The organism is Oerskovia enterophila (assembly GCF_001692445.1).
In the GTDB taxonomy this organism is placed as follows: domain Bacteria; phylum Actinomycetota; class Actinomycetes; order Actinomycetales; family Cellulomonadaceae; genus Oerskovia; species Oerskovia enterophila.
Window position 1 is genome coordinate 1 of record NZ_MAQA01000014.1, and the last position, 19636, is coordinate 19636.

Consider the following 19636-nt stretch of genomic DNA (forward strand, 5'->3'; position numbering starts at 1 on the left):
GGGCGGGGCTCGTGGGGTCGGCGGTGTCGGCGGGTCGGTCGGTCACGGGTCAAGACTGCCTCATGGGACTGACAGGGCCACCGTGTGCGCGCCGACCCGTGGGGATCCTGTGGAGTTGCTGCCAGGACCTGGCCCGGACCGCACGCCGACCCACCCGCACGGCCCGGCCCCGGGGGCCCGTCGCCTAGACTCGTGGGGTGACTTCCCCGACTGGTAAGCGTGTCCTCCTCGCCGCCCCCCGCGGCTACTGCGCGGGAGTCGACCGCGCCGTGATCGCGGTCGAGAAGGCGCTCGAGCACTACGGCGCCCCCGTGTACGTCCGCAAGGAGATCGTCCACAACAAGTACGTCGTCGAGTCGCTGAGCGACAAGGGCGCGGTCTTCGTCGACGAGACCGACGAGGTACCCGAGGGCGCGCGCGTCGTGTTCTCGGCCCACGGGGTCTCGCCCGCCGTCCACGAGGCCGCCGCCCAGCGCAACCTCCAGACGATCGACGCGACGTGCCCCCTGGTCACCAAGGTGCACAAGGAGGCCGTGCGCTTCGCGGCGGACGACTACGACATCCTGCTGATCGGTCACGAGGGGCACGAGGAGGTCGAGGGGACGGCCGGCGAGGCGCCGGACCACGTCCAGGTCGTCAACTCGCCCGACGACGCCGCGAACGTCACGGTCCGCGACCCGGAGAAGGTCGTCTGGATCTCGCAGACGACGCTGTCGGTCGACGAGACCATGGAGACCGTCGACCGCCTGCGCGAGCGTTTCCCGACGCTCCAGAACCCGCCGTCGGACGACATCTGCTACGCGACGCAGAACCGTCAGGTCGCCGTGAAGAAGCTCGCCCCCGAGTGCGAGCTCGTGATCGTGGTCGGTTCGGCCAACTCGTCGAACTCGGTGCGACTGGTCGAGGTCGCGCTGGGTGCCGGCGCGGACGCGTCGTACCGCATCGACCGCGCGCAGGAGATGGACGAGTCCTGGCTCGAGGGCGTGACGACGGTCGGTGTGACGTCGGGGGCCTCGGTCCCGGAGATCCTCGTCAACGACGTGCTGGCGTACCTGGCCGAGCGCGGCTACGGCGACGTGCAGGAGGTGCGCACCGCGACCGAGGACCTCATGTTCTCCCTCCCCAAGGAGCTGCGCGCGGACCTCAAGGCCGCGGGCAACGCGCCTGCGCGCCCGCGCCGCGAGAACCGGACGTCGCTCTCGGTCGAGCCCGTCTGACCCGTCGGGGGTACGGCCGCACGCAGCAGCCGCACGAAGGCCCGCCCCCCGATGCCGGGGGCGGGCCTTCGTCGTCCGGCCCGACGGCGCCGCTCACCGGGGTGCGTCCGTCACCGTGCCTCCCATCCTGCGCCGCTCACCGCACGTGCCGCTCACGGCATGCGGAGGCCGACGGCACGGGACGCTCGCCTCGCGGCGACCCCGGGTCGCGCTGCGCGTCAGGACGCGTCGGCCCCGCGGTCGCGCTCGTGCCGCCCGGGCCCGTTGATCGTCCCGAGCATGCCCGCGTCGAGGACGCTGGACCCGCTGTCGCTGCGCAGGCCGTGTTCCGCGCCCGTACCCGAGGGGCCGCTCAGCTCGTCGAGCGCGACGACCGACTCGTTGACCGAGGCGAGCAGCTCGGGGGCGCTCACGGCGCTGAGCTGTGGGTTGGCCGGGGCGGGGGTCTCGAGGTCCTCGTCCACGACGTTGAGGTCGGCGAACCGGCGGGCGCTGACGAGGACACGGGTCTCGAGCGACGCGACCGTCTTGTTGTACGACTCGGCGGCGCCCTGGATGGACCGTCCCAGCTTGGCCAGGTGGCTGCCCATGACGGCGAGGCGACCGTGCAGCTCCTTGCCGAGCGTGAGCACCTGCTGGGCGTTGGCCGCGAGGGCGTCCTGGCGCCAGGCGTACGCGACGGTCCGCAGCAGCGCGATCATGGTCATGGGGGCGGCGATGATGACGTTCTTGGCGACCGCGTACTCGAGGATCGAGGGGTCCTGCTCGATCGCGGCCGACAGGAACGACTCGGCGGGGACGAACATGACCACGAACTCCGGGGCGGGGCTGAACTGGTCCCAGTACCGCTTGCCCGCCAGGTCGTCGATGTGCTTGCGGAAGTGGCGGGCGTGCGCGGCCAGGCGTTCTGCACGCACCCGAGGGTCGGCGGTCTGCTGGGCGTCGAGGTAGCCGAGGAACGCGACCTTGGCGTCGACCACGACGTTCTTGCCGCCCGCGAGCCTGATCACCATGTCCGGGCGCAGCGCGCCGTCGTCGGTGCTGACCTGGTCCTGCTCCATGAAGTCGACGTGCGGGATCATGCCCGCGGCCTCGACCACGCGGCGCAGCTGGAGCTCACCCCACGCCCCGCGCACCTGCGAGGACCGCAGGGCCGTGACGAGCTGGGCCGTCTCCGAGCGCAGGGCCTCGGAGTCGAGGCGCATGCTGCGCACCTGCTCCGTGAGCGTGCCGTGCGCCTCCCGACGGGCCTGCTCGGCGGCCGTGACCTCGGCCTTGACCTGGTCGAGGGCCTTGCTCAGGGGTTCGACGAGCTGCTGGACGGCCTGCTCACGCTTGGCCAGCTCGGACTCGCCGACCTGCTGGCTGCGCTTGAAGCGTTCCTCGGCCTGGGTGAGGAACTGCTCGCTGCTGGTCGCGAGGGCCTTGCGGGCCAGGACCTCGAACTGCGCCTCGAGGCGGGCCTGGTCGCCGCGGATCTCGCCGAGCCTCTTCTCCGAGCCCGCGCGCAGCTCCTCGATCGCCCGTTCGTGGTTGGCGCGCTCGATGTCGAACCGTTCGTCCGCTGCTCGCTCGACGCCCGCGAGGTGACGTCCGAACCCCTCGCGCTCGGTGCGGAGCTGGCGCTCGAACCCTTCGCGCTCGGCCGCGAGGCGCTCGGCGAGCCCGGCGCCGCGCGCGGCCTCCTGCTGCGCCTGGGACAGCAGGCCTGTGAGTCGGCCCATCTCCTCCCGTCCCGAGTCGGGCGCGGACCGCCGCGCGAACCACCCCAGGAGGGCACCCACGAGGAGCCCGACGACGAGCATCAACCACGGCAAGGCGTTGTCCATGCCCGCACTCTGCCAGGTGCCACCGACAGGACCGGTGAGCGACGCCGTCGGGCCTGCGGACGAGCCTCCCACCTCGAAAGTAGTGACATTTCACAGGGGGAGCGGCGGCCCCGCTCCGCTACGTTTGTCCGTATGGCCCACGATCCTGAGCCCCGCGACCAGTTCCCACCCGCGACCCCTGGGACGACGGGAGCGCTCGGCGCTCCCGCACACCCCGAGGCGTCCGCCCCGACCGCTCCCGTGCTCGCCCCCGCGGCACCGCCGACCCCGGCGACGCAGGGGCCCGCGGCCCCCGCGCTCTCGGTGAGCGGGCTGTGGAAGAAGTTCGGCGAGAAGATCGCCGTGGCCGGGATCGACCTCGACGTCCCGGCCGGATCGTTCTACGGGCTCGTCGGCCCCAACGGCGCGGGCAAGACGACCGCGCTGTCCATGGCCACGGGTCTGCTGCGCCCCGACTTCGGCGCGGTCCACGTGCACGGCCTGGACCTGTGGGCCAACCCGCTCGAGGGCAAGCGCATGCTCGGCATCCTGCCCGACGGCGTGCGTCTGTTCGACCGCCTCACGGGCGCTCAGCTCATCACCTACGCGGGCCTGCTGCGCGGCATGGACCGGCAGACGGTCGCCGAGCGCACCGCGGACCTCCTCGAGGCCCTGGGCCTGGCGGCCGACGCGAACACGTTCGTCGTCGACTACTCGGCGGGCATGACCAAGAAGATCGCGCTCGCCTCGGCCCTCATCCACGCGCCGAGCCTGCTCGTGCTCGACGAGCCGTTCGAGGCCGTCGACCCGGTCTCCGCGGCCAACATCCGCGAGATCCTCAACGGGTACGTCGCGAGCGGCGGCACCGTGATCGTCTCCTCGCACGTCATGGACCTGGTCCAGCGCATGTGCGACCACGTCGCGGTCATCGCGGGCGGGCACGTGCTCGCGGCGGGCACCGTGGACGAGGTCCGCGCGGGCCAGAGCCTCGAGGACCGCTTCGTCGACCTCGTCGGCGGCCGTCACACCACGGAGGGGCTGTCGTGGTTGCGCACCTCGTAAGGCTCAAGCTCACGCTCATGCGCAACACGCTCAAGAAGAGCGTGTGGCAGACGATCGGCCTGGCCCTCGGGATCCTCTACGGGCTCGGCATCGCGACCATGGCGCTGATCGGGCTCGCGGTCCTGGGGACCACGGCCCCGGAGACCGCTGGGCAGATCGTGACGATCGTCGGCTCGGTCGTGGTCATCGCGTGGTGGGTCGTGCCGCTGTTCGCGTTCGGCGTGGACGCCACGCTCGACCCGCAGCGTTTCGTGACGTTCGCGGTGCCCCAGCGTCAGCTCCTCGCGGGCCTCGCGGTCGCGGGCCTGGTCGGCATCCCGGGCGTCGTGACGCTCCTGGTCTCGCTCGGCACGACGCTCGCGTGGTGGCGCTCTCCCGTCGCGGCTCTCGCCGCGGTCGTGGGCGGGCTGCTCGCGGTCGCGATGTGCGTCGTGGGCTCGCGCGCGACCACGACGGCGCTCGCGCCCCTGCTCGACTCGCGTCGCTACCGCGAGGTCCTGTCGATCGCGGCGTTCGTGCCGCTCATGCTCGCCGGCCCCCTCATCGGCTGGGCGACCGCGGCGATCGCCCGCGGCCAGGACGTCCTGCCGGTCATCGCGGCCGTCCTGGGCTGGACGCCGTTCGGGGCGCCGTGGGCCGTCGCGTCCGCGGTCGCCGACGGCGCCTGGGGCCTCGCGCTCGCCCGGCTCGCGATCGCCGTGGTCGTCGTCGCGCTGGCGTGGGTCGTGTGGGACCGTGCGCTCGCCAAGGCGCTCGTCGCCCCGCGCGGCGGTGCGAGCGCGGGCAAGTCCAAGGGCCTGGGCTGGTTCGACCGCTTCCCGGCGACCCCGGTCGGGGCCGTCGCAGCGCGATGCCTCACGTACTGGTTCCGCGACCCGCGCTACTCCGGGTCCATCGCGGTCGTCCCGCTGCTCCCGGTCCTGCTGTGGTTCGTCGGCTCGAGCATGGGGATCGACGGCGGTGACGGGTTCCGCGAGCTCATGCTCGTGCTCGGGCCGCTCACGGCGTTCACGTTCGGGTTCGCGATCTCGGCGGACATCGCCTACGACCACACGGCGTTCTGGACGCAGCTCTCGTCCGGGGTCACGGGCTTCGCGGACCGTGCGGGTCGTGTGCTCGCGGCCGCCGTGCTGGGGGTCCCGGTCGTGACGGTCTTCGCGGTCGTCTCGGTCGCCTTCACGGGGCGGTGGGACCTCCTGGTCGCCACGGTCGGGCTGAGCCTGGGCGTGCTCGCGACGGGGCTCGGCGTGTCGAGCGTGGTCTCGGCGCGGCTCCTCTACCCGGTGCCCAAGCCGGGGGACAGCCCCTTCAAGTCGCCCCAGGGGGCCGCGATGGCGACCATGTTCGCCCAGATGATCACGATGCTCGTGCTCCTCGCGCTGTCGCTGCCGGCGGCTGGCCTGGCGCTCACGAACGTCCTGACGGGCGACGCGGTGTGGGGCTGGCTCGCGCTGGTCGTGGGGATCGGTCTGGGTGGGCTCTTCCTGGTGCTGGGCATGCGCTGGGGCGGCCGCCTGGTGGACCAGCGGGGGCCGGAGCTGCTCCAGCAGGTCATGAGCTACAAGTAGCAGGCCCGACGCCGGCTCTCGCCCGGGTGCGCACGCGCCGTCCTGCACGCGCGCACCCGGGTGGGCGACGCCGTCGGGCAGCGGGTCACCGAGAGCGCGAGCGGGCCCGTGCGCCGCTCCCGTAGACTCAGGCCCCGTGGCTCTTACAATCGGCATCGTCGGCCTGCCCAACGTCGGCAAGTCCACCCTCTTCAACGCCCTGACGCGCAACCAGGTCCTCGCAGCGAACTACCCGTTCGCGACGATCGAGCCGAACGTCGGTGTGGTGTCCCTCCCGGACCCCCGGCTGAACAAGCTCGCGGAGATCTTCGGCAGCGAGCGCATCCTGCCCGCGACGGTCTCGTTCGTCGACATCGCGGGCATCGTCAAGGGTGCGAGCGAGGGCGAGGGCCTCGGCAACAAGTTCCTCGCGAACATCCGCGAGGCGGACGCGATCTGCCAGGTGACCCGTGCGTTCGACGACCCCGACGTGATCCGCGTCGAGGGGTCCACGGACTCCGCTGACGACATCGAGACCATCAGCACCGAGCTGATCCTCGCCGACCTCCAGACCCTCGAGAAGGCGCTGCCGCGCCTCGAGAAGGAGGTCAAGATCAAGAAGGGCGACCCCGTCCTGGTCGCGGCCGCGCAGAAGGCCCAGTCCCTGCTCGAGCAGGGGATCACGCTGTTCCAGGGCGCCGCTGCCGCGGGCCTGGACCTGGCCGAGATCGCGAGCCTGCAGCTCATGACGGCCAAGCCCTTCATCTACGTCTTCAACACCGACGACGCGGGGCTCGTGGACGAGGCCCGCAAGGACGAGCTGCGCGCGCTCGTCGCGCCGGCCCAGGCGATCTTCCTGGACGCCAAGTTCGAGTCCGAGCTCGCCGAGCTCGAGCCCGAGGAAGCGGCCGAGATGCTCGCCGAGACGGGCCAGGAGGAGTCGGGGCTCGACCAGCTCGCGCGCGTCGGCTTCGACACGCTCGGCCTGCAGACCTACCTGACCGCCGGGCCCAAGGAGTCGCGCGCCTGGACCATCCGCAAGGGCTGGACCGCGCCGCAGGCGGCGGGCGTCATCCACACCGACTTCGAGCGCGGCTTCATCAAGGCCGAGGTCATCTCGTTCGACGACCTCGTCGAGACCGGCTCGGTCGCGGCGGCCCGCGCGGCGGGCAAGGCCCGCATCGAGGGCAAGGACTACGTCATGGTCGACGGCGACGTCGTGGAGTTCCGCTTCAACGTGTAGTCGCACGGAAGCCCGGGCCGGGCCAGGTCGGCGCCAGCCCGGGTCGGGTCGGGTCGACGACGCCGGCGGGGACCGCACGAACGACGACGGAGGACAGTCATGGCCCGCCCGTACCACCCGGGACCGAAGCAGTTCGTCTTCGGCGTCGGCGACGGCAACGACCACGAGGTCTCCGTGGGTGACCCGCAGGAGGCCTACGTCGCGTTCTCTGCGTTCTTCAGAGGTCGAGAGTCCGACACCTACACCGTCGACGACGAGCCGGCAGGCCAACGCCTGGTGCTCATGCCCGGTCGAGGTGTGATCGCGCGGAGCGAGGTGACGGGACGGGCCCGGAGCGAGTACCTCACGGTCGACGGGCCCCATCGCTACCTGCCGAGCGCCATGCTGTTCTTCGAGAACGGGTATGCCGGCCTGGACCGCTTCGGCCAGTGGCTCCCGGAGCTCGCCGACCTCGACGCGTCGCCGGAGGCTCGCGGTGCCGCCCGCGCCGCGGCGATCACGACCGAAGCCGAGGCGATCGAGAAGGTCGCTCGGATCTGGGGAGACTCGGGCATCGTCGACCCGAGCGACCAGTTCTACGTCTTCTTCGATGCGCACGCTCTCGACGATGCCCCGGCAGATCGAGCCGAGCTGCTCGGACTGATCACGTTCCTCGGGCTCCAGCGGGTCGCTGCCCCGGCCGGGGCCGCCGCAGGGGAGGTCTGGGTGCGTACCGACGAACGCCTCGACGTCGAGCTCGAGAAGTGGTCATGAGGGACGTCGTCTTCACGCGCGCGAGCGGTTGGATCCCGACCGTGATCCGGGAGGACGGCGAGCTGAGGTTGATGCTCGCTGCCGGGGCCGACGCCAACCACGACCCGCGGACGTTCACCTTCCCGATCGGGGAAGCCCATCTGGCGGTGATCCGCGAGGACCTGGCGAGACACCTGCTGCTGTGGAGCGCGGTCCTTCCGTTGTGCGACGCGGCCGGGACCCGGGGGCGCCTCGACGAGGACGTCGCTGTCGCGCTCCTGGACCCTGTGCTCCTCTCCCCGTCCGTCGACGTCGACGCGCTGTTCGAGCGCATCCCGTGGGACAGGAGCCGGCTCGTCGCGCACGGGGCCGACATCGACCTGCTCGAGCGGGGTCAGGTCTGCGCTTCGATGCGTGCGGCGACCGAGACGCCCGACGGGAGGCGAGCGCAGGTGTACTCCGCGGACCGTCGTCGAGCCGAGCGTGGGGTGGTCCTCGGCCCGCTCGACACCGCGATCCTGAAGTTCACCGGACAGCACCTGCACGGTGCGACGATCCCGCGACGCCTTCCGGACGCCGTCGACCCTGCGCTGCTCTCCGACGTCGTGCGCGTGATCGCGACCGCAGAGCAGGCGAGCTCCGAGATGCGGATCGGCATCGACCCGCGACGGGGAAAGCGTGCCACGGACAAGCGCGAGTGGGACCGCGTGGCGGGGGTGGTCGAGGCCGCCGTGCGGGGCGCACACCCTGAGCTCGTCGACGACGCGGTGCGCACCGTGAGCTTCCTGATGTGCTCGGAGGTCGCGGACCGCACACGGGACCTGCCCGTGGAGGACGAAGCCGTGGTGCTGGGCGACCATGCCGGCGCGAGAAAGACGAGGCTGACGTTCACGGACGACAAGGAGGTCGAGAAGCGGTGGCAGCAGGGTGGCCCACGCACTGCCGACGCGGAGTTCTGGGAGTTCGTCGGTGATCGGTCAGCCTCGGACAACGAGGTGTTCACCATCGAGGACGAGACGATGGGCGAAGGGATCCAGCTCCACTTCTACGCGGACTCGATCGCCCGGGTCACGACCGTGCGCAAGGGTGTCGGCGGGGCGGAACCGGAGTACCGGGTCGAGTACGGTCTGGTCGACGGGATGCGCGGGTACCGGACCGTGGTGAGCGCCTTCGTCCGCGGCGGCTGCGCGGGGCTCGACCAGCACGGCCCGTGGATGTCGGATGCCGCCGAGCTCGAGCGTGCACGCCGGCGGCGCGACGCCCGGTAGTCCCGGCTCGAGGCACCCGCACCTCGACGGGGAACCAGAACCGGCTCGAGGCCGCTTCCTCGACACACGACGACCTGGAGGTCCAATGTCTGATCAGCTGCCCCCGTGCCCCTCGTGCGCGAGCGACTACACCTACGAGTCCGGTGCGCTGCTGGTGTGCCCGATGTGCGGCCACGAGTGGGCGCCCGGCAGCGTCGAGGAGACCGACGACGCCGACGCGCCAGACGCACGTGTCGTGAAGGATGCCGTCGGCAATCCGCTGGAGGACGGCGACGACGTCACGATCGCCAAGGATCTCAAGGTCAAGGGTGCCGGCGGCGGAGTCGTCAAGGTCGGCACCAAGGTGCGCGGCATCCGGCTGATCTCCGACGGCGTAGGTGACCACGACATCGACGCGAAGGTGCCGGGGTTCGGGCAGATGCAGCTGAAGTCGAGCGTGGTCAAGAAGGTTCTCTAGCCCGTTCGATGCGTCCGGCCCGACCAGTACCTGGTCTGCCTCCCCGTGCGCGGCGTGCTCAGGACCGTTCGAGCGCCATCCGCCGCCGGGCACGGTGCAGGCTGATCAGCCCGCCCACGGCGGCGCCGCAGCCGATCACGACGAACGCCAGTCCCAGGAAGTGCGGGAAGCCCCACCCGCCGGACGCGAGGGCCGGCAGCTCGCTCGTGAGCTCGACGGTCGGCGGGTCGAGCAGGTACGTGACAGGTCGGCCGATGAGCTGTTCCTTTCCCTGGAACTCGTCGGCCCACCCGGTGACGGACCGACCGCGGACGTACTCCGGCCGGTGGTCGGTCTCGGCGACGAGCTGCTCTCCGTCGGTGCCGGTGAACGTGAGCTCCAGCGAGCTGTGCATCTGCTGGTCCGCGGACCAGGAGTGCACGCGGGCATCGGTCACGGTCCCCGACTGCCCCGACGCGACGAGCTCTCTGGCTTCCAGGCCCGGTCCGAGCGCGGCTCCGAGCATGCTCAGGCCGAACAGCAGGAACACGGCCGCGAAGGCGAGGACGACGATCGAGGCGGTGCGCAGCGTCCTGGAGGGGAGGGCGGCTGTCGCCGGAGGGGGCACTGTCACGACGAGGAGCCTATGGCGAAGCTCCTGCGACGTGTGGGTCGCAGGAGGATCGGCTGCGTGACGGAGGTCTCCGAGAGGCCGGTCACACTCCCCGTTCGTGGGACGGGCGCCGCCGTATCGTGAGACGCGGCAGGTGCCCGTTCTTCGTGTCCAGGGTGTTACGTACCGGTTTCTCCCGGTATCCGGACGGAAACAGGACCGTACCGGCCAGTATCAACTCGGTAACGATCGGCTGCCCGAAAGGCGCAACCGGGTGAAGTCACCCATCTTGGTCGGTACCGTTGCCCCAAACCATGGTGGGCTTCCCTGACGACGCCGCCGAGGACGCCCTGCGGGTCACCCGCGCGGTCCTCGAGGCAAGGGAGTCGCCATCCCCTTGAGGAGGAACATTGAACATCAGGCGCACAAGTGCCGTTACCGCGGCCGTGGCCTCGGTCGCGTTGGTGCTGACCGCATGCGGTGGCACGGCCAACGAGGCGGAAACTGACGACGCAGGCATCAACCAGGAGTCCGCGGTCACCGTGGCCTGGGAAGCACCGCTCAACGAGCTCAACCTCAGCTCGACGAACGGCAACGCGACGCAGAACGCCGTGATCGGCTACATGCTGAACTCGGGCTTCAACTACTACGACGAGAACCTCAACCTTGTCGAGGACACCTCGTTCGGTTCGTACGAGAAGGTCTCCGACGACCCGCTGACGGTCAAGTACACGGTCGCCGACGACACCAAGTGGTCCGACGGCACGGCGTTCGACGCGACGGACATCCTGCTCCAGTGGGCCGGCACCTCCGCCAAGTTCAACAACGTCCAGCCCGAGACCGACGAGGAGGGCAACGTCACGAACCAGGCCGCCCTGGACGCCGGTGTCTACTTCGACGGCACGACCCCCGGCGCCTCGCTCATCAGCGCGGTCCCGGAGATCAGCGAAGACGGCAAGTCGATCACCTTCGTGTACGACAAGCCCTTCGGTGACTGGGCCCTGAACTTCACCAACCAGTTCGTCCCGGCGCACGTGGTCGCTCAGAAGACGCTCGACATCCAGGACCCGCAGGAGGCCAAGGACGCTCTGCGTGACGCCATCCTGAACGCCGACGTCGCCAAGCTCTCGCCCATCGCGACCTTCTGGAACTCCGGCTTCGAGATGACCAAGATGCCCGAGGACAAGTCCCTCGTGCTCTCGAACGGTGCCTACCTCCTCGACGCGTACGAGGAGAACCAGTACCTGACCCTCAAGGCGAACCCTGACTTCAAGGGCAAGAACAAGGCGTCGGTCGAGACCATCACGGTCCGCTACATCGACGACCCGATGGCCCAGGTCCAGGCGCTGCAGAACGGTGAGGTCGACCTCATCGGCCCGCAGGCCTCGGCAGACGTGCGCAGCGCCCTCGAGGCCCTGCCCGCGATCGAGACCAACAACAGCGTCGAGGGCACGTTCGAGCACGTCGACCTGGTCTTCGAGAACGGTGGCCCCTTCAGCCCCGCGACCTACGGCGGCGACGCCGAGAAGGCCAAGAAGGTCCGCCAGGCGTTCCTCCTCTCCATCCCGCGCCAGACGATCGTCGACAACCTGATCGTCCCGCTGAACCCTGACGCCGAGGTCCGCAACTCGCAGATCCTCATCCCGGGCTCGCCCAACTACGACAAGATGGTCGAGGAGAACGGCTCGAACTTCTACCCGCCCGCGGGTGACGTCGAGAAGGCCAAGGCGCTGCTCGCCGAGGCCGGCGTGACCACCCCCGTCAAGGTCCGCTTCGCGTACAACAACGAGAACGCGCGCCGTGTGAACCAGGTCGCGCTCATCACCGACACCGCGTCGCAGGCCGGCTTCGAGATCGTCGACACCGGCCGCCCGGCCGCTACGTGGGGCACGCTCCTCGGCACCGGCCAGCAGGAGTACGACGCATCGCTCTTCGGGTGGCAGTCGACCTCGACCGCCGTCACCGAGTCGGACGCCAACTTCCGCTACTCGCCCGAGCGTGGCCTGAACAACTACGGCTTCTACTCGAACCCGGCCGTCGACGCTGCGCTCGACCAGCTCCAGGTCTCGACCGACCCCGACGAGCAGTTCGCGCTGCAGCTCGAGGTCGAGAAGAACCTGTGGGCCGACGCCTTCGGCACCACGATCTTCCAGTTCCCCGCGATCCAGGGCTGGAACGAGAACCTGAAGGGCGTCGACGCGATCACCATCAGCCCGACGATCTTCTACGGCTTCTGGAACTGGGAGCTCGGCGCGTAGCGTCGAGCCCATCCGTTCCTGAGCACGGGGCCAAGCCCCCGGCCGGCACCAGGCCCACGCCTGGTGCCGGCCCGTGCTCGGCGCGTCGCACGACGAGGGCACCGGTCGATTCGATCACCGGTGTCCTCGTCGTGGGTTGTGCGGCAGGAGTCCACCATGACCCTCACCTCGCGCCGGCTGAACGTCTCCTCGCGCTACCCGCGCGTAGACTTGCCCGGCCCTAACCTGGGTCCCTAGTTTCAGCGAGGTATGCCCTCCAATGTTCTCTTTCATCTCGCGGCGTCTGCTGGCAGGGTTGGGAACCCTGCTCGTGTCGACGTTCGCCATGTACCTGCTCGTGAGCAAGTCGATCAGGCCTTTCGAAGACCTCGAGTCGCTGACGGACGGCGCGGTCAAGGCGCAGAGGATCGCCGAGCGTACCGAGATCCTGGATCTCAACACGCACCCGGTGATCCGCTACTTCAAGTGGCTCGGTGACTTCGTGACCGGCGACTTCGGCGTCGGCTGGCGTTCCGGTCAGCCCGTCTCGAGCCTGCTCCAGGGGGCCGTCGCCTCCACGATCCAGCTCGTCGCCGCGGCGACGGTCATCGCGATCATCCTCGGCGTGATGATCGGCATCGTGAGCGCGCTGCGCCAGTACAGCTCGTTCGACTACATCACGATCTTCCTGTCCTTCGTGCTCTACTCGCTCCCGGCCTTCTGGGTCGCCGTGCTGCTCAAGCAGTGGGGGGCGATCGGCTTCAACGACTTCCTCAAGGATCCGTCGCTGAGTCCGCTCGTGATAGCGGTCGCCGGTGCGCTGGCAGGGACTGCCTGGATGCTCGCCTTCGGCGGGACGGCCCGCAAGCGGCTCATCACGTTCGGCAGCGCCTTCCTGGTCACCGTCGGCGCGCTCTACTACCTCCAGCTCTCCAACTGGTGGCTCCAGCCGAACCTCGGCCCCGTCATCATCCTGATCACGGGTACGGCGCTCGCCTTCGCGATCACCGCACTCACGGCCGGTCTGCAGAACCGCCGGGCCCTGGGCGCGGCGCTGTCGACCGTGGCACTGGGGCTGGCGCTCTACTACCCGTTGAGGTCCGTCCTCCGTGCGGTCGACAGCTGGGCTCTCGTCGGTGGCCTCGCGGTCCTGACGATCGCCGTCGGCATCGGCATCGGCTACCTCTGGGGAGGACCGGACCGAGGAATCTCCGCGCGCAGCGCTGCGATCACGGCGTTCCTCGTGGCGTCCATGATCTTCGTGGACAAGGTCATGTCGATCTGGCCCGCCTACCTCAAGGCCCCGGCGATCAACGGCCGGCCGCTCGCGACCATCGGAGACGCCACCCCGAACCTCGGGGGCAACTTCTGGGTCGGGACCCTGGACAGCTTCACGCACCTCCTCCTGCCGACGATCGCGCTGGTCCTCATCCAGTTCGCCGGCTACACCCGCTACTCGCGGTCGAGCATGCTCGAGGTGATGAGCCAGGACTACATCCGCACCGCGCGCGCCAAGGGCCTGCCGGAGCGGACGGTCATCATGCGCCACGGGTTCCGCAACACGCTGATTCCGCTCGCGACGATCGTCCCGATCGACGTCATCACGCTCCTCGGTGGCGCGATCATCACCGAGAAGGTCTTCGCCCGTCCGGGCATGGGCACCCTGTTCATCGACTCCTTGCAGGGTGCTGAGGTCGATCCAGTGATGGCGTACCTCGTCATCGTGGCGGCCCTCGCCATCATCGCCAACATCGTGGCTGATCTGATCTACGCAGCCCTCGACCCGCGGATCCGGGTGAACGCATGAGCAACGCCATTTCTCCTCAAGATTCCACGTTCGACCCGAACGTCGAGAACCAGATCGAGCTCAAGGAGGTCGAGGGGCTCTCGCAGAACCAGATCGTCCGCCGGCGGTTCCTCCGCCACAAGGGCGCGGTCATCTCGGTCGTCGTCCTCGCGCTGATCACGGTCCTCGCGGTCACCTCGGTCGGCTTCGGTTCGTGGACCGGCTGGTGGAACTTCGTCCCGTCCGGTCAGGGAGCGACCAACCCTCTGGTCAACGGGGGCGCCCCGAGCTCGGTGCACCCCTTCGGGCAGGACGAGGCCGGTCGTGACATCTTCGCCCGCGTCATGCGCGGCACGCAGACGTCGCTCATCATCATGTTCTCGGTGGGCCTCATCGCGACCGTGATGGGCATCGTCGTCGGCGCGCTCTCCGGGTTCTTCCGAGGCACGACGGACTCGCTCCTGATGCGTTTCACGGACCTCATCATCACGATGCCCGTGATCGTCCTGGGTGCCGTCCTCGGTCTGATGTCGGGCGGCAACAACGCTGCGGTGTTCGGCGCGTTCCTCGGTCTGATCCTCTGGCCGCCGCTGGCCCGTCTGGTGCGTGGCGAGTTCCTCTCGCTGCGCGAGCGGGAGTTCGTCGACGCGGCTCGTGTCGCCGGTGCGAGCAACACGCGCATCATCTTCAAGCACATGCTGCCCAACGCGGTCGGCGTCATCATCGTCAACACGACGCTGCTGCTGAGCTCGGCGATCCTGCTGGAGACGTCGCTCAGCTACCTCGGGGTCGGCATCAAGTCGCCGTCCATCTCGCTGGGTCTGCTGATCAACGACTACCAGCAGGCGTTCGCCTCGCGCCCCTGGCTCTTCTGGTGGCCGGGTGCCTTCATCGTGTCGATCGCGCTGTGCGTGAACTTCATCGGTGACGGTCTGCGCGACGCGTTCGACCCGCGTCAGAAGCGGATCCCCTCGTTGCGCAAGATGGCGCGTGCGCGCCGCATCGAGCGTCCGCTGCCCACGACGCGCCCGACCGACGGCACGGGTGCCGCTGCGGAACCGAGCACCCCGTGACCTGCGCGCCACGGCGCGTCGGGTCACCCTCCGACGGTCGTGACCACGATCGTCGCGACCACCAGGGCGCCGAGCACGGCGAGCTGGCGGACGTTCCAGCGGGTGCTGGCGCCGGGCGTGTCGTCGCGGCGGGCATCGAGGTAGCCCGCCGCGACGAGGGCCGCGTGGCGCCGCTGCCGCGCTGGGTACCGTCACGGCGGGTGCGCAGCCAGCGTGCGCTGCCGCTCGACCGGGGCGCGGCCCAGGCGGTCACGGAGCCGCCGCGGTACCTGACCTCGAGCGACCAGCGTGTCTCGGCGCCCTCGAACGCGGGCCACGGGACGTGCACGCTGCGCACCACGTTGTGGACGTCGATCCCGCCGTCGGACACCTCGACGCGTGGCGCCCAGAACAGCATGGCGACCGCCCAGGTCACCAGTGCCGCGCCGGGCAGCGTGCGCAGGCCCGCGGCCGCGCCGTCGGACGTCCAGATCGCGGCGCAGAGCATCACACCGACCACGCCCACCGCCACGGTGAGCACTCGGCCGTACATCGAGAAGAAGACCTTCGTGGGACCCATGGCCCCATGTTCCCAGAGATGCGGCGCCACGAGCGCCAGGTCTCCCACCTGCTGGAAGGACACTGATCATCGTGGCCATCGACACATCTTCCGTGCCTCAGTTCACGCCCACGGGGAGCCCCGTGCTCTCGGTGCGCGACCTGGGCGTGGACTTCTACGTCGACGGGGTCTGGTACCCGGCGGCGACCGACATCAGCTATGACCTGTACGCGGGCGAGGTCCTGGCGATCGTGGGCGAGTCGGGCTCGGGCAAGTCCCAGTCCTCGCTCGCCCTGCTGGGTCTGCTGCCCTCGAACGGGCGCGCACGCGGTAGTGCCAAGCTGGGCGACCGCGAGCTCATCGGCCTGACGCAGGGCGGCCTGCGCAACATCCGTGGGCGGGAGATCTCGATGATCTTCCAGGAGCCCATGACCGCGCTCAACCCCGTCTACACGGTCGGCTTCCAGATCGTGGAGACGATCCGCACGCACTTCACGGTCGGCCCCTCGGAGGCCAAGAAGCGTGCGATCGAGCTGCTCCGTCTCGTGGACATCCCCGAGCCCGAGCGTCGCTTCGACGCGTACCCGCACCAGCTCTCGGGCGGTCAGCGTCAGCGCGCCATGATCGCCCAGGCCCTCGCCTGCGACCCCAAGCTCCTGGTCGCCGACGAGCCGACGACGGCGCTCGACGTCACGGTCCAGGCGGAGATCCTGCGCCTGCTCCGCGACCTGCGTCACCGGGTGGACGCCGCGATCATCCTCATCACGCACGACATGGGCGTGGTGGCGGACATGGCCGACACCATGATGGTCATGAAGGACGGCCACGTCGTCGAGCGTGGGACCTCGGCAGAGGTCTTCGGCGCGCCGAAGGACCCGTACACGCGTCGTCTGCTGGACGCCGTCCCGCACCTGGGTACGTCGAAGACCGGCGTCGAGTCCGTGACGCACCGTGCACCTGCCACGGCTCCGGTCGTGGACAAGGACGTCGTCCTCGAGGCGACCGACATGATCATCGAGTACCCGGCCCGCCGTCGGCAGAAGGCGTTCCGTGCCGTCGACCAGGTGAGCTTCTCGATCCGCAAGGGCGAGGTGCTCGGCCTCGTGGGCGAGTCCGGCTCGGGCAAGACGACCATCGGCCGCGCCGTCGTCGGGCTGCTGCCCGTGACGGGTGGCTCGCTGCGCGTCGGCGACATGAACATGGTCGGGGTCTCCCCGAAGGCGCTGCGCCCGCTCCGCAAGGAGGTCGGGATCGTCTTCCAGGACCCGGGTTCGTCCCTGAACCCGCGCCTGCCCATCGGAGAGTCGATCGGCGAGCCCCTCATGCTCCACAAGGGCATCAAGGGCAAGGCGTTGAGTGCCGAGGTCGAGCGTCTGCTGGACCAGGTCGAGCTGCCCCGGGCCATGCGCAACAGGTATCCGCACGAGCTCTCGGGCGGCCAGCGTCAGCGTGTGGGCATCGCCCGCGCGCTCTCGCTCGAGCCCAAGCTGCTGGTCGCGGACGAGCCGACGTCGGCTCTCGACGTCTCGGTCCAGGCCCGTGTGCTGGACCTCTTCCAGGACCTGCAGCGTGAGCACGGGTTCGCGTGCCTGTTCATCTCGCACGACCTCGCGGTCGTCGAGATGCTCTCGGACCACGTCGCGGTCATGCACCAGGGCAAGCTGGTCGAGGTCGGGACCACCGAGCAGATCGTCCACGCGCCCGTGGACCCGTACACGCAGCGCCTGCTCGCTGCGGTGCCGGTGCCGGACCCTGCCGAGCAGCGTCGGCGTCGTGAGGTGCGTGACGCCCTGCTCGACGCGTCCAAGAACGACCTGGCGCGCGACGAGCGCAAGGAGCTCGGCGCTCTCGCGCGTACGCAGGACGAGGACCGCGAGGACCTCGAGGGCGACCGCATCCCGCAGCAGCCGGTCTGACCGGTCTCGCGCACAGCGCGGGTGAGATGCCCGACGACGGCACGCGCCGTCGTCGGGCATCTCGCGTCTGCGGGCAGGGGAGCGGGGTGTGACGGAGCACCCCCTCCACGCACTGGCCTGCACCCGGTAAGATAGCCGTGCCCGGACGACGGCGCGCGCGTGCTCTGCGCGGGCGGCGCCCGTCTGCTGGCCACCAACTCCGGGGCGGAAACCTCCGTCGCTTGCTCCTCTCCCGAAATGAGTTCTGTATGTCTGTGCGCTCTGACCTGCGCAACGTGGCGATCGTCGCCCACGTCGACCACGGCAAGACGACCCTGGTCGACGCGATGCTGCACCAGTCCGGCGCCTTCGGCGCTCACGCGCACGTCGACGAGCGGGCCATGGACTCCGGTGACCTGGAGCGCGAGAAGGGCATCACGATCCTCGCGAAGAACACCGCCGTGCACTATGCCGGTCCCGCAGCGATCGCCGCCGGTCAGCCCGACGGCATCACGATCAACGTGATCGACACCCCGGGCCACGCCGACTTCGGTGGTGAGGTCGAGCGCGGCCTGTCCATGGTCGACGGTGTCGTGCTCCTGGTCGACGCCTCGGAGGGCCCGCTGCCCCAGACGCGCTTCGTGCTGCGCAAGGCGCTCGTCGCCAAGCTCCCCGTGATCCTCGTGGTCAACAAGACCGACCGTCCCGACTCGCGCATCGAGGAGGTCGTCGCCGAGGCGACCGACCTGCTGCTCGGTCTCGCGAGCGACCTCGCGGACGAGGTCCCCGACCTCGACCTCGACGCGATCCTCGACATGCCCGTCGTCTACGCCGCGGCCAAGGTCGGGCGCGCCTCGACGGTCCAGCCGGCCGACGGCTCGGTCCCGGACAGCGAGGACCTCGAGCCCCTGTTCAAGGTCATCCTCGACAAGATCCCGGCCCCCACGTACGAGGAGGGCGCGCCGCTCCAGGCGCACGTCACCAACCTCGACGCGTCGCCGTTCCTCGGCCGCCTCGCGCTGCTGCGCATCTTCAACGGCACCATCCACAAGGGCCAGACCGTGGCGTGGGCCCGTGCCGACGGCACCATGCAGAACGTCAAGATCACCGAGCTCCTCGAGACCAAGGCGCTCACCCGCGTGCCCACGGACTCCGCGGGCCCGGGCGAGATCGTCGCCGTCGCCGGCATCGAGGAGATCACCATCGGTGAGACCCTCACGGACCCCGACGACCCGCGTCCGCTGCCGCTCATCACGGTCGACGACCCGGCGATCTCGATGACGATCGGTATCAACACGTCCCCGCTCGCGGGCAAGGGCGGCAAGGGCCACAAGGTCACGGCCCGCCAGGTCAAGGACCGCCTCGACAAGGAGCTCATCGGCAACGTGTCGCTGCGCGTCCTGCCGACCGAGCGTCCTGACGCGTGGGAGGTCCAGGGTCGTGGGGAGCTCGCGCTCGCCATCCTCGTCGAGCAGATGCGTCGTGAGGGCTTCGAGCTGACCGTCGGCAAGCCGCAGGTCGTCACCAAGCAGGTCGACGGCAAGCGCCACGAGCCCATGGAGCGCATGACGATCGACGTGCCCGAGGAGTACCTGGGCAACGTCACGCAGCTCCTCGCGCAGCGCAAGGGCCGCATGGAGACCATGTCGAACCACGGCACGGGCTGGGTCCGCATGGAGTTCGTCGTCCCGGCTCGTGGGCTCATCGGCTTCCGCACGCGCTTCCTCACGGACACGCGCGGCACGGGCATCGCGTCCTCGATCGCCGAGGGCTACGAGCCGTGGGCCGGCCCCATCGAGACCCGCGTCAACGGTTCGCTCGTCGCGGACCGCTCCGGTGTGGTGACGCCGTTCGCGATGATCAACCTGCAGGAGCGTGGCTCCTTCTTCGTCGACCCCACGCAGGAGGTCTACGAGGGCATGATCGTCGGCGAGAACTCGCGCAACGAGGACATGGACGTCAACATCACCAAGGAGAAGAAGCTCACGAACATGCGTGCCGCGTCGAGCGACACGTTCGAGAACCTCACCCCTCCGAAGCACCTGACGCTCGAGGAGTCCCTCGAGTTCGCCCGCGAGGACGAGTGCGTCGAGGTCACCCCCGAGGTCGTGCGCATCCGCAAGGTCATCCTCGACCAGACCGAGCGCGCCCGCGCGTTCTCCCGCGCGAAGAAGTCCTGAG

General features: G+C 69.8%; 14 protein-coding genes and 1 pseudogene. 12 read left to right on the forward strand and 3 right to left on the reverse strand.

Features of this window, described 5'->3' with window-relative positions; translation table 11 throughout:
• Positions 1–197 precede the first annotated feature (197 nt).
• Positions 198–1217: a 4-hydroxy-3-methylbut-2-enyl diphosphate reductase gene (locus tag OERS_RS07465; RefSeq protein WP_056654561.1), complete on the forward strand. Its 1020-nt coding sequence runs from the start codon at positions 198–200 to the stop codon at positions 1215–1217.
• Between the two features lie 218 nt (positions 1218–1435).
• On the opposite strand, the gene rmuC is transcribed toward OERS_RS07465, so the two are convergent.
• Complete coding sequence (gene rmuC, locus OERS_RS07470; protein WP_248948445.1) at positions 1436–3046, reverse strand: DNA recombination protein RmuC; 1611 nt, start codon at positions 3044–3046, stop codon at positions 1436–1438.
• Between the two features lie 132 nt (positions 3047–3178).
• Between rmuC and OERS_RS07475 the strand changes: the two genes are divergently transcribed.
• The 6 genes from OERS_RS07475 (at position 3179) to OERS_RS07500 (ending at position 9334) form a co-directional block, all read left to right on the forward strand.
• Entirely contained in the window at positions 3179–4087 is a 909-nt protein-coding gene (locus OERS_RS07475) for an ABC transporter ATP-binding protein (protein WP_083201300.1), read from the forward strand.
• The gene (locus OERS_RS07480; RefSeq protein ID WP_056654563.1) at positions 4069–5655 is read left to right on the forward strand and encodes a hypothetical protein; all 1587 of its coding nucleotides are present in this window, start codon (positions 4069–4071) and stop codon (positions 5653–5655) included. The genes OERS_RS07475 and OERS_RS07480 overlap by 19 nt, the downstream gene beginning before the upstream one ends.
• A gap of 136 nt (positions 5656–5791) precedes the next feature.
• Positions 5792–6877: a redox-regulated ATPase YchF gene (ychF, locus tag OERS_RS07485; protein ID WP_030152107.1), complete on the forward strand. Its 1086-nt coding sequence runs from the start codon at positions 5792–5794 to the stop codon at positions 6875–6877.
• A 99-nt stretch (positions 6878–6976) separates the two neighbouring features.
• A complete protein-coding gene (locus tag OERS_RS07490) occupies positions 6977–7630 on the forward strand; it encodes a hypothetical protein (protein WP_068625316.1) in 654 nt (217 codons plus the stop codon).
• Positions 7627–8877, forward strand: coding sequence for a DUF6357 family protein (locus OERS_RS07495; RefSeq protein WP_068625353.1), 1251 nt, complete (start codon positions 7627–7629; stop codon positions 8875–8877). The genes OERS_RS07490 and OERS_RS07495 overlap by 4 nt, the downstream gene beginning before the upstream one ends.
• An 85-nt stretch (positions 8878–8962) precedes the next feature.
• Positions 8963–9334, forward strand: coding sequence for a zinc ribbon domain-containing protein YjdM (locus OERS_RS07500; protein WP_068625317.1), 372 nt, complete (start codon positions 8963–8965; stop codon positions 9332–9334).
• A 58-nt stretch (positions 9335–9392) separates the two neighbouring features.
• On the opposite strand, the gene OERS_RS07505 is transcribed toward OERS_RS07500, so the two are convergent.
• Positions 9393–9947 carry a hypothetical protein gene (locus tag OERS_RS07505; protein ID WP_139107743.1) on the reverse strand — a complete coding sequence of 185 codons (555 nt, stop codon included), beginning with the start codon at positions 9945–9947 and terminating at the stop codon, positions 9393–9395.
• A 389-nt stretch (positions 9948–10336) separates the two neighbouring features.
• On the opposite strand from OERS_RS07505, the gene OERS_RS07510 reads away from it, so the two are divergent.
• The 3 genes from OERS_RS07510 to OERS_RS07520 all read left to right on the forward strand — a co-directional run bounded on the left by OERS_RS07510 (position 10337) and on the right by OERS_RS07520 (position 15022).
• Entirely contained in the window at positions 10337–12184 is a 1848-nt protein-coding gene (locus tag OERS_RS07510; protein WP_068625319.1) for an ABC transporter family substrate-binding protein, read from the forward strand.
• A gap of 259 nt (positions 12185–12443) precedes the next feature.
• The gene (locus OERS_RS07515) at positions 12444–13970 is read left to right on the forward strand and encodes an ABC transporter permease (RefSeq protein WP_068625320.1); all 1527 of its coding nucleotides are present in this window, start codon (positions 12444–12446) and stop codon (positions 13968–13970) included.
• On the forward strand, positions 13967–15022 hold the full coding sequence (locus tag OERS_RS07520) for an ABC transporter permease (RefSeq protein ID WP_068625321.1): 1056 nt from the start codon (positions 13967–13969) through the stop codon (positions 15020–15022). Before OERS_RS07515 ends, OERS_RS07520 begins: the two co-directional genes overlap by 4 nt.
• A gap of 253 nt (positions 15023–15275) precedes the next feature.
• Here OERS_RS07520 and OERS_RS22395 read toward each other — a convergent pair.
• A pseudogene (locus tag OERS_RS22395) lies at positions 15276–15581 on the reverse strand (PH domain-containing protein); the annotation flags it as partial.
• 71 nt (positions 15582–15652) lie between these two features.
• Between OERS_RS22395 and OERS_RS07525 the strand changes: the two are divergent.
• On the forward strand, positions 15653–17476 hold the full coding sequence (locus OERS_RS07525; protein WP_068625322.1) for an ABC transporter ATP-binding protein: 1824 nt from the start codon (positions 15653–15655) through the stop codon (positions 17474–17476).
• 248 nt (positions 17477–17724) lie between these two features.
• Positions 17725–19635: a translational GTPase TypA gene (typA, locus tag OERS_RS07530; protein ID WP_068625323.1), complete on the forward strand. Its 1911-nt coding sequence runs from the start codon at positions 17725–17727 to the stop codon at positions 19633–19635.
• The last annotated feature ends 1 nt before the right edge of the window (position 19636 follow it).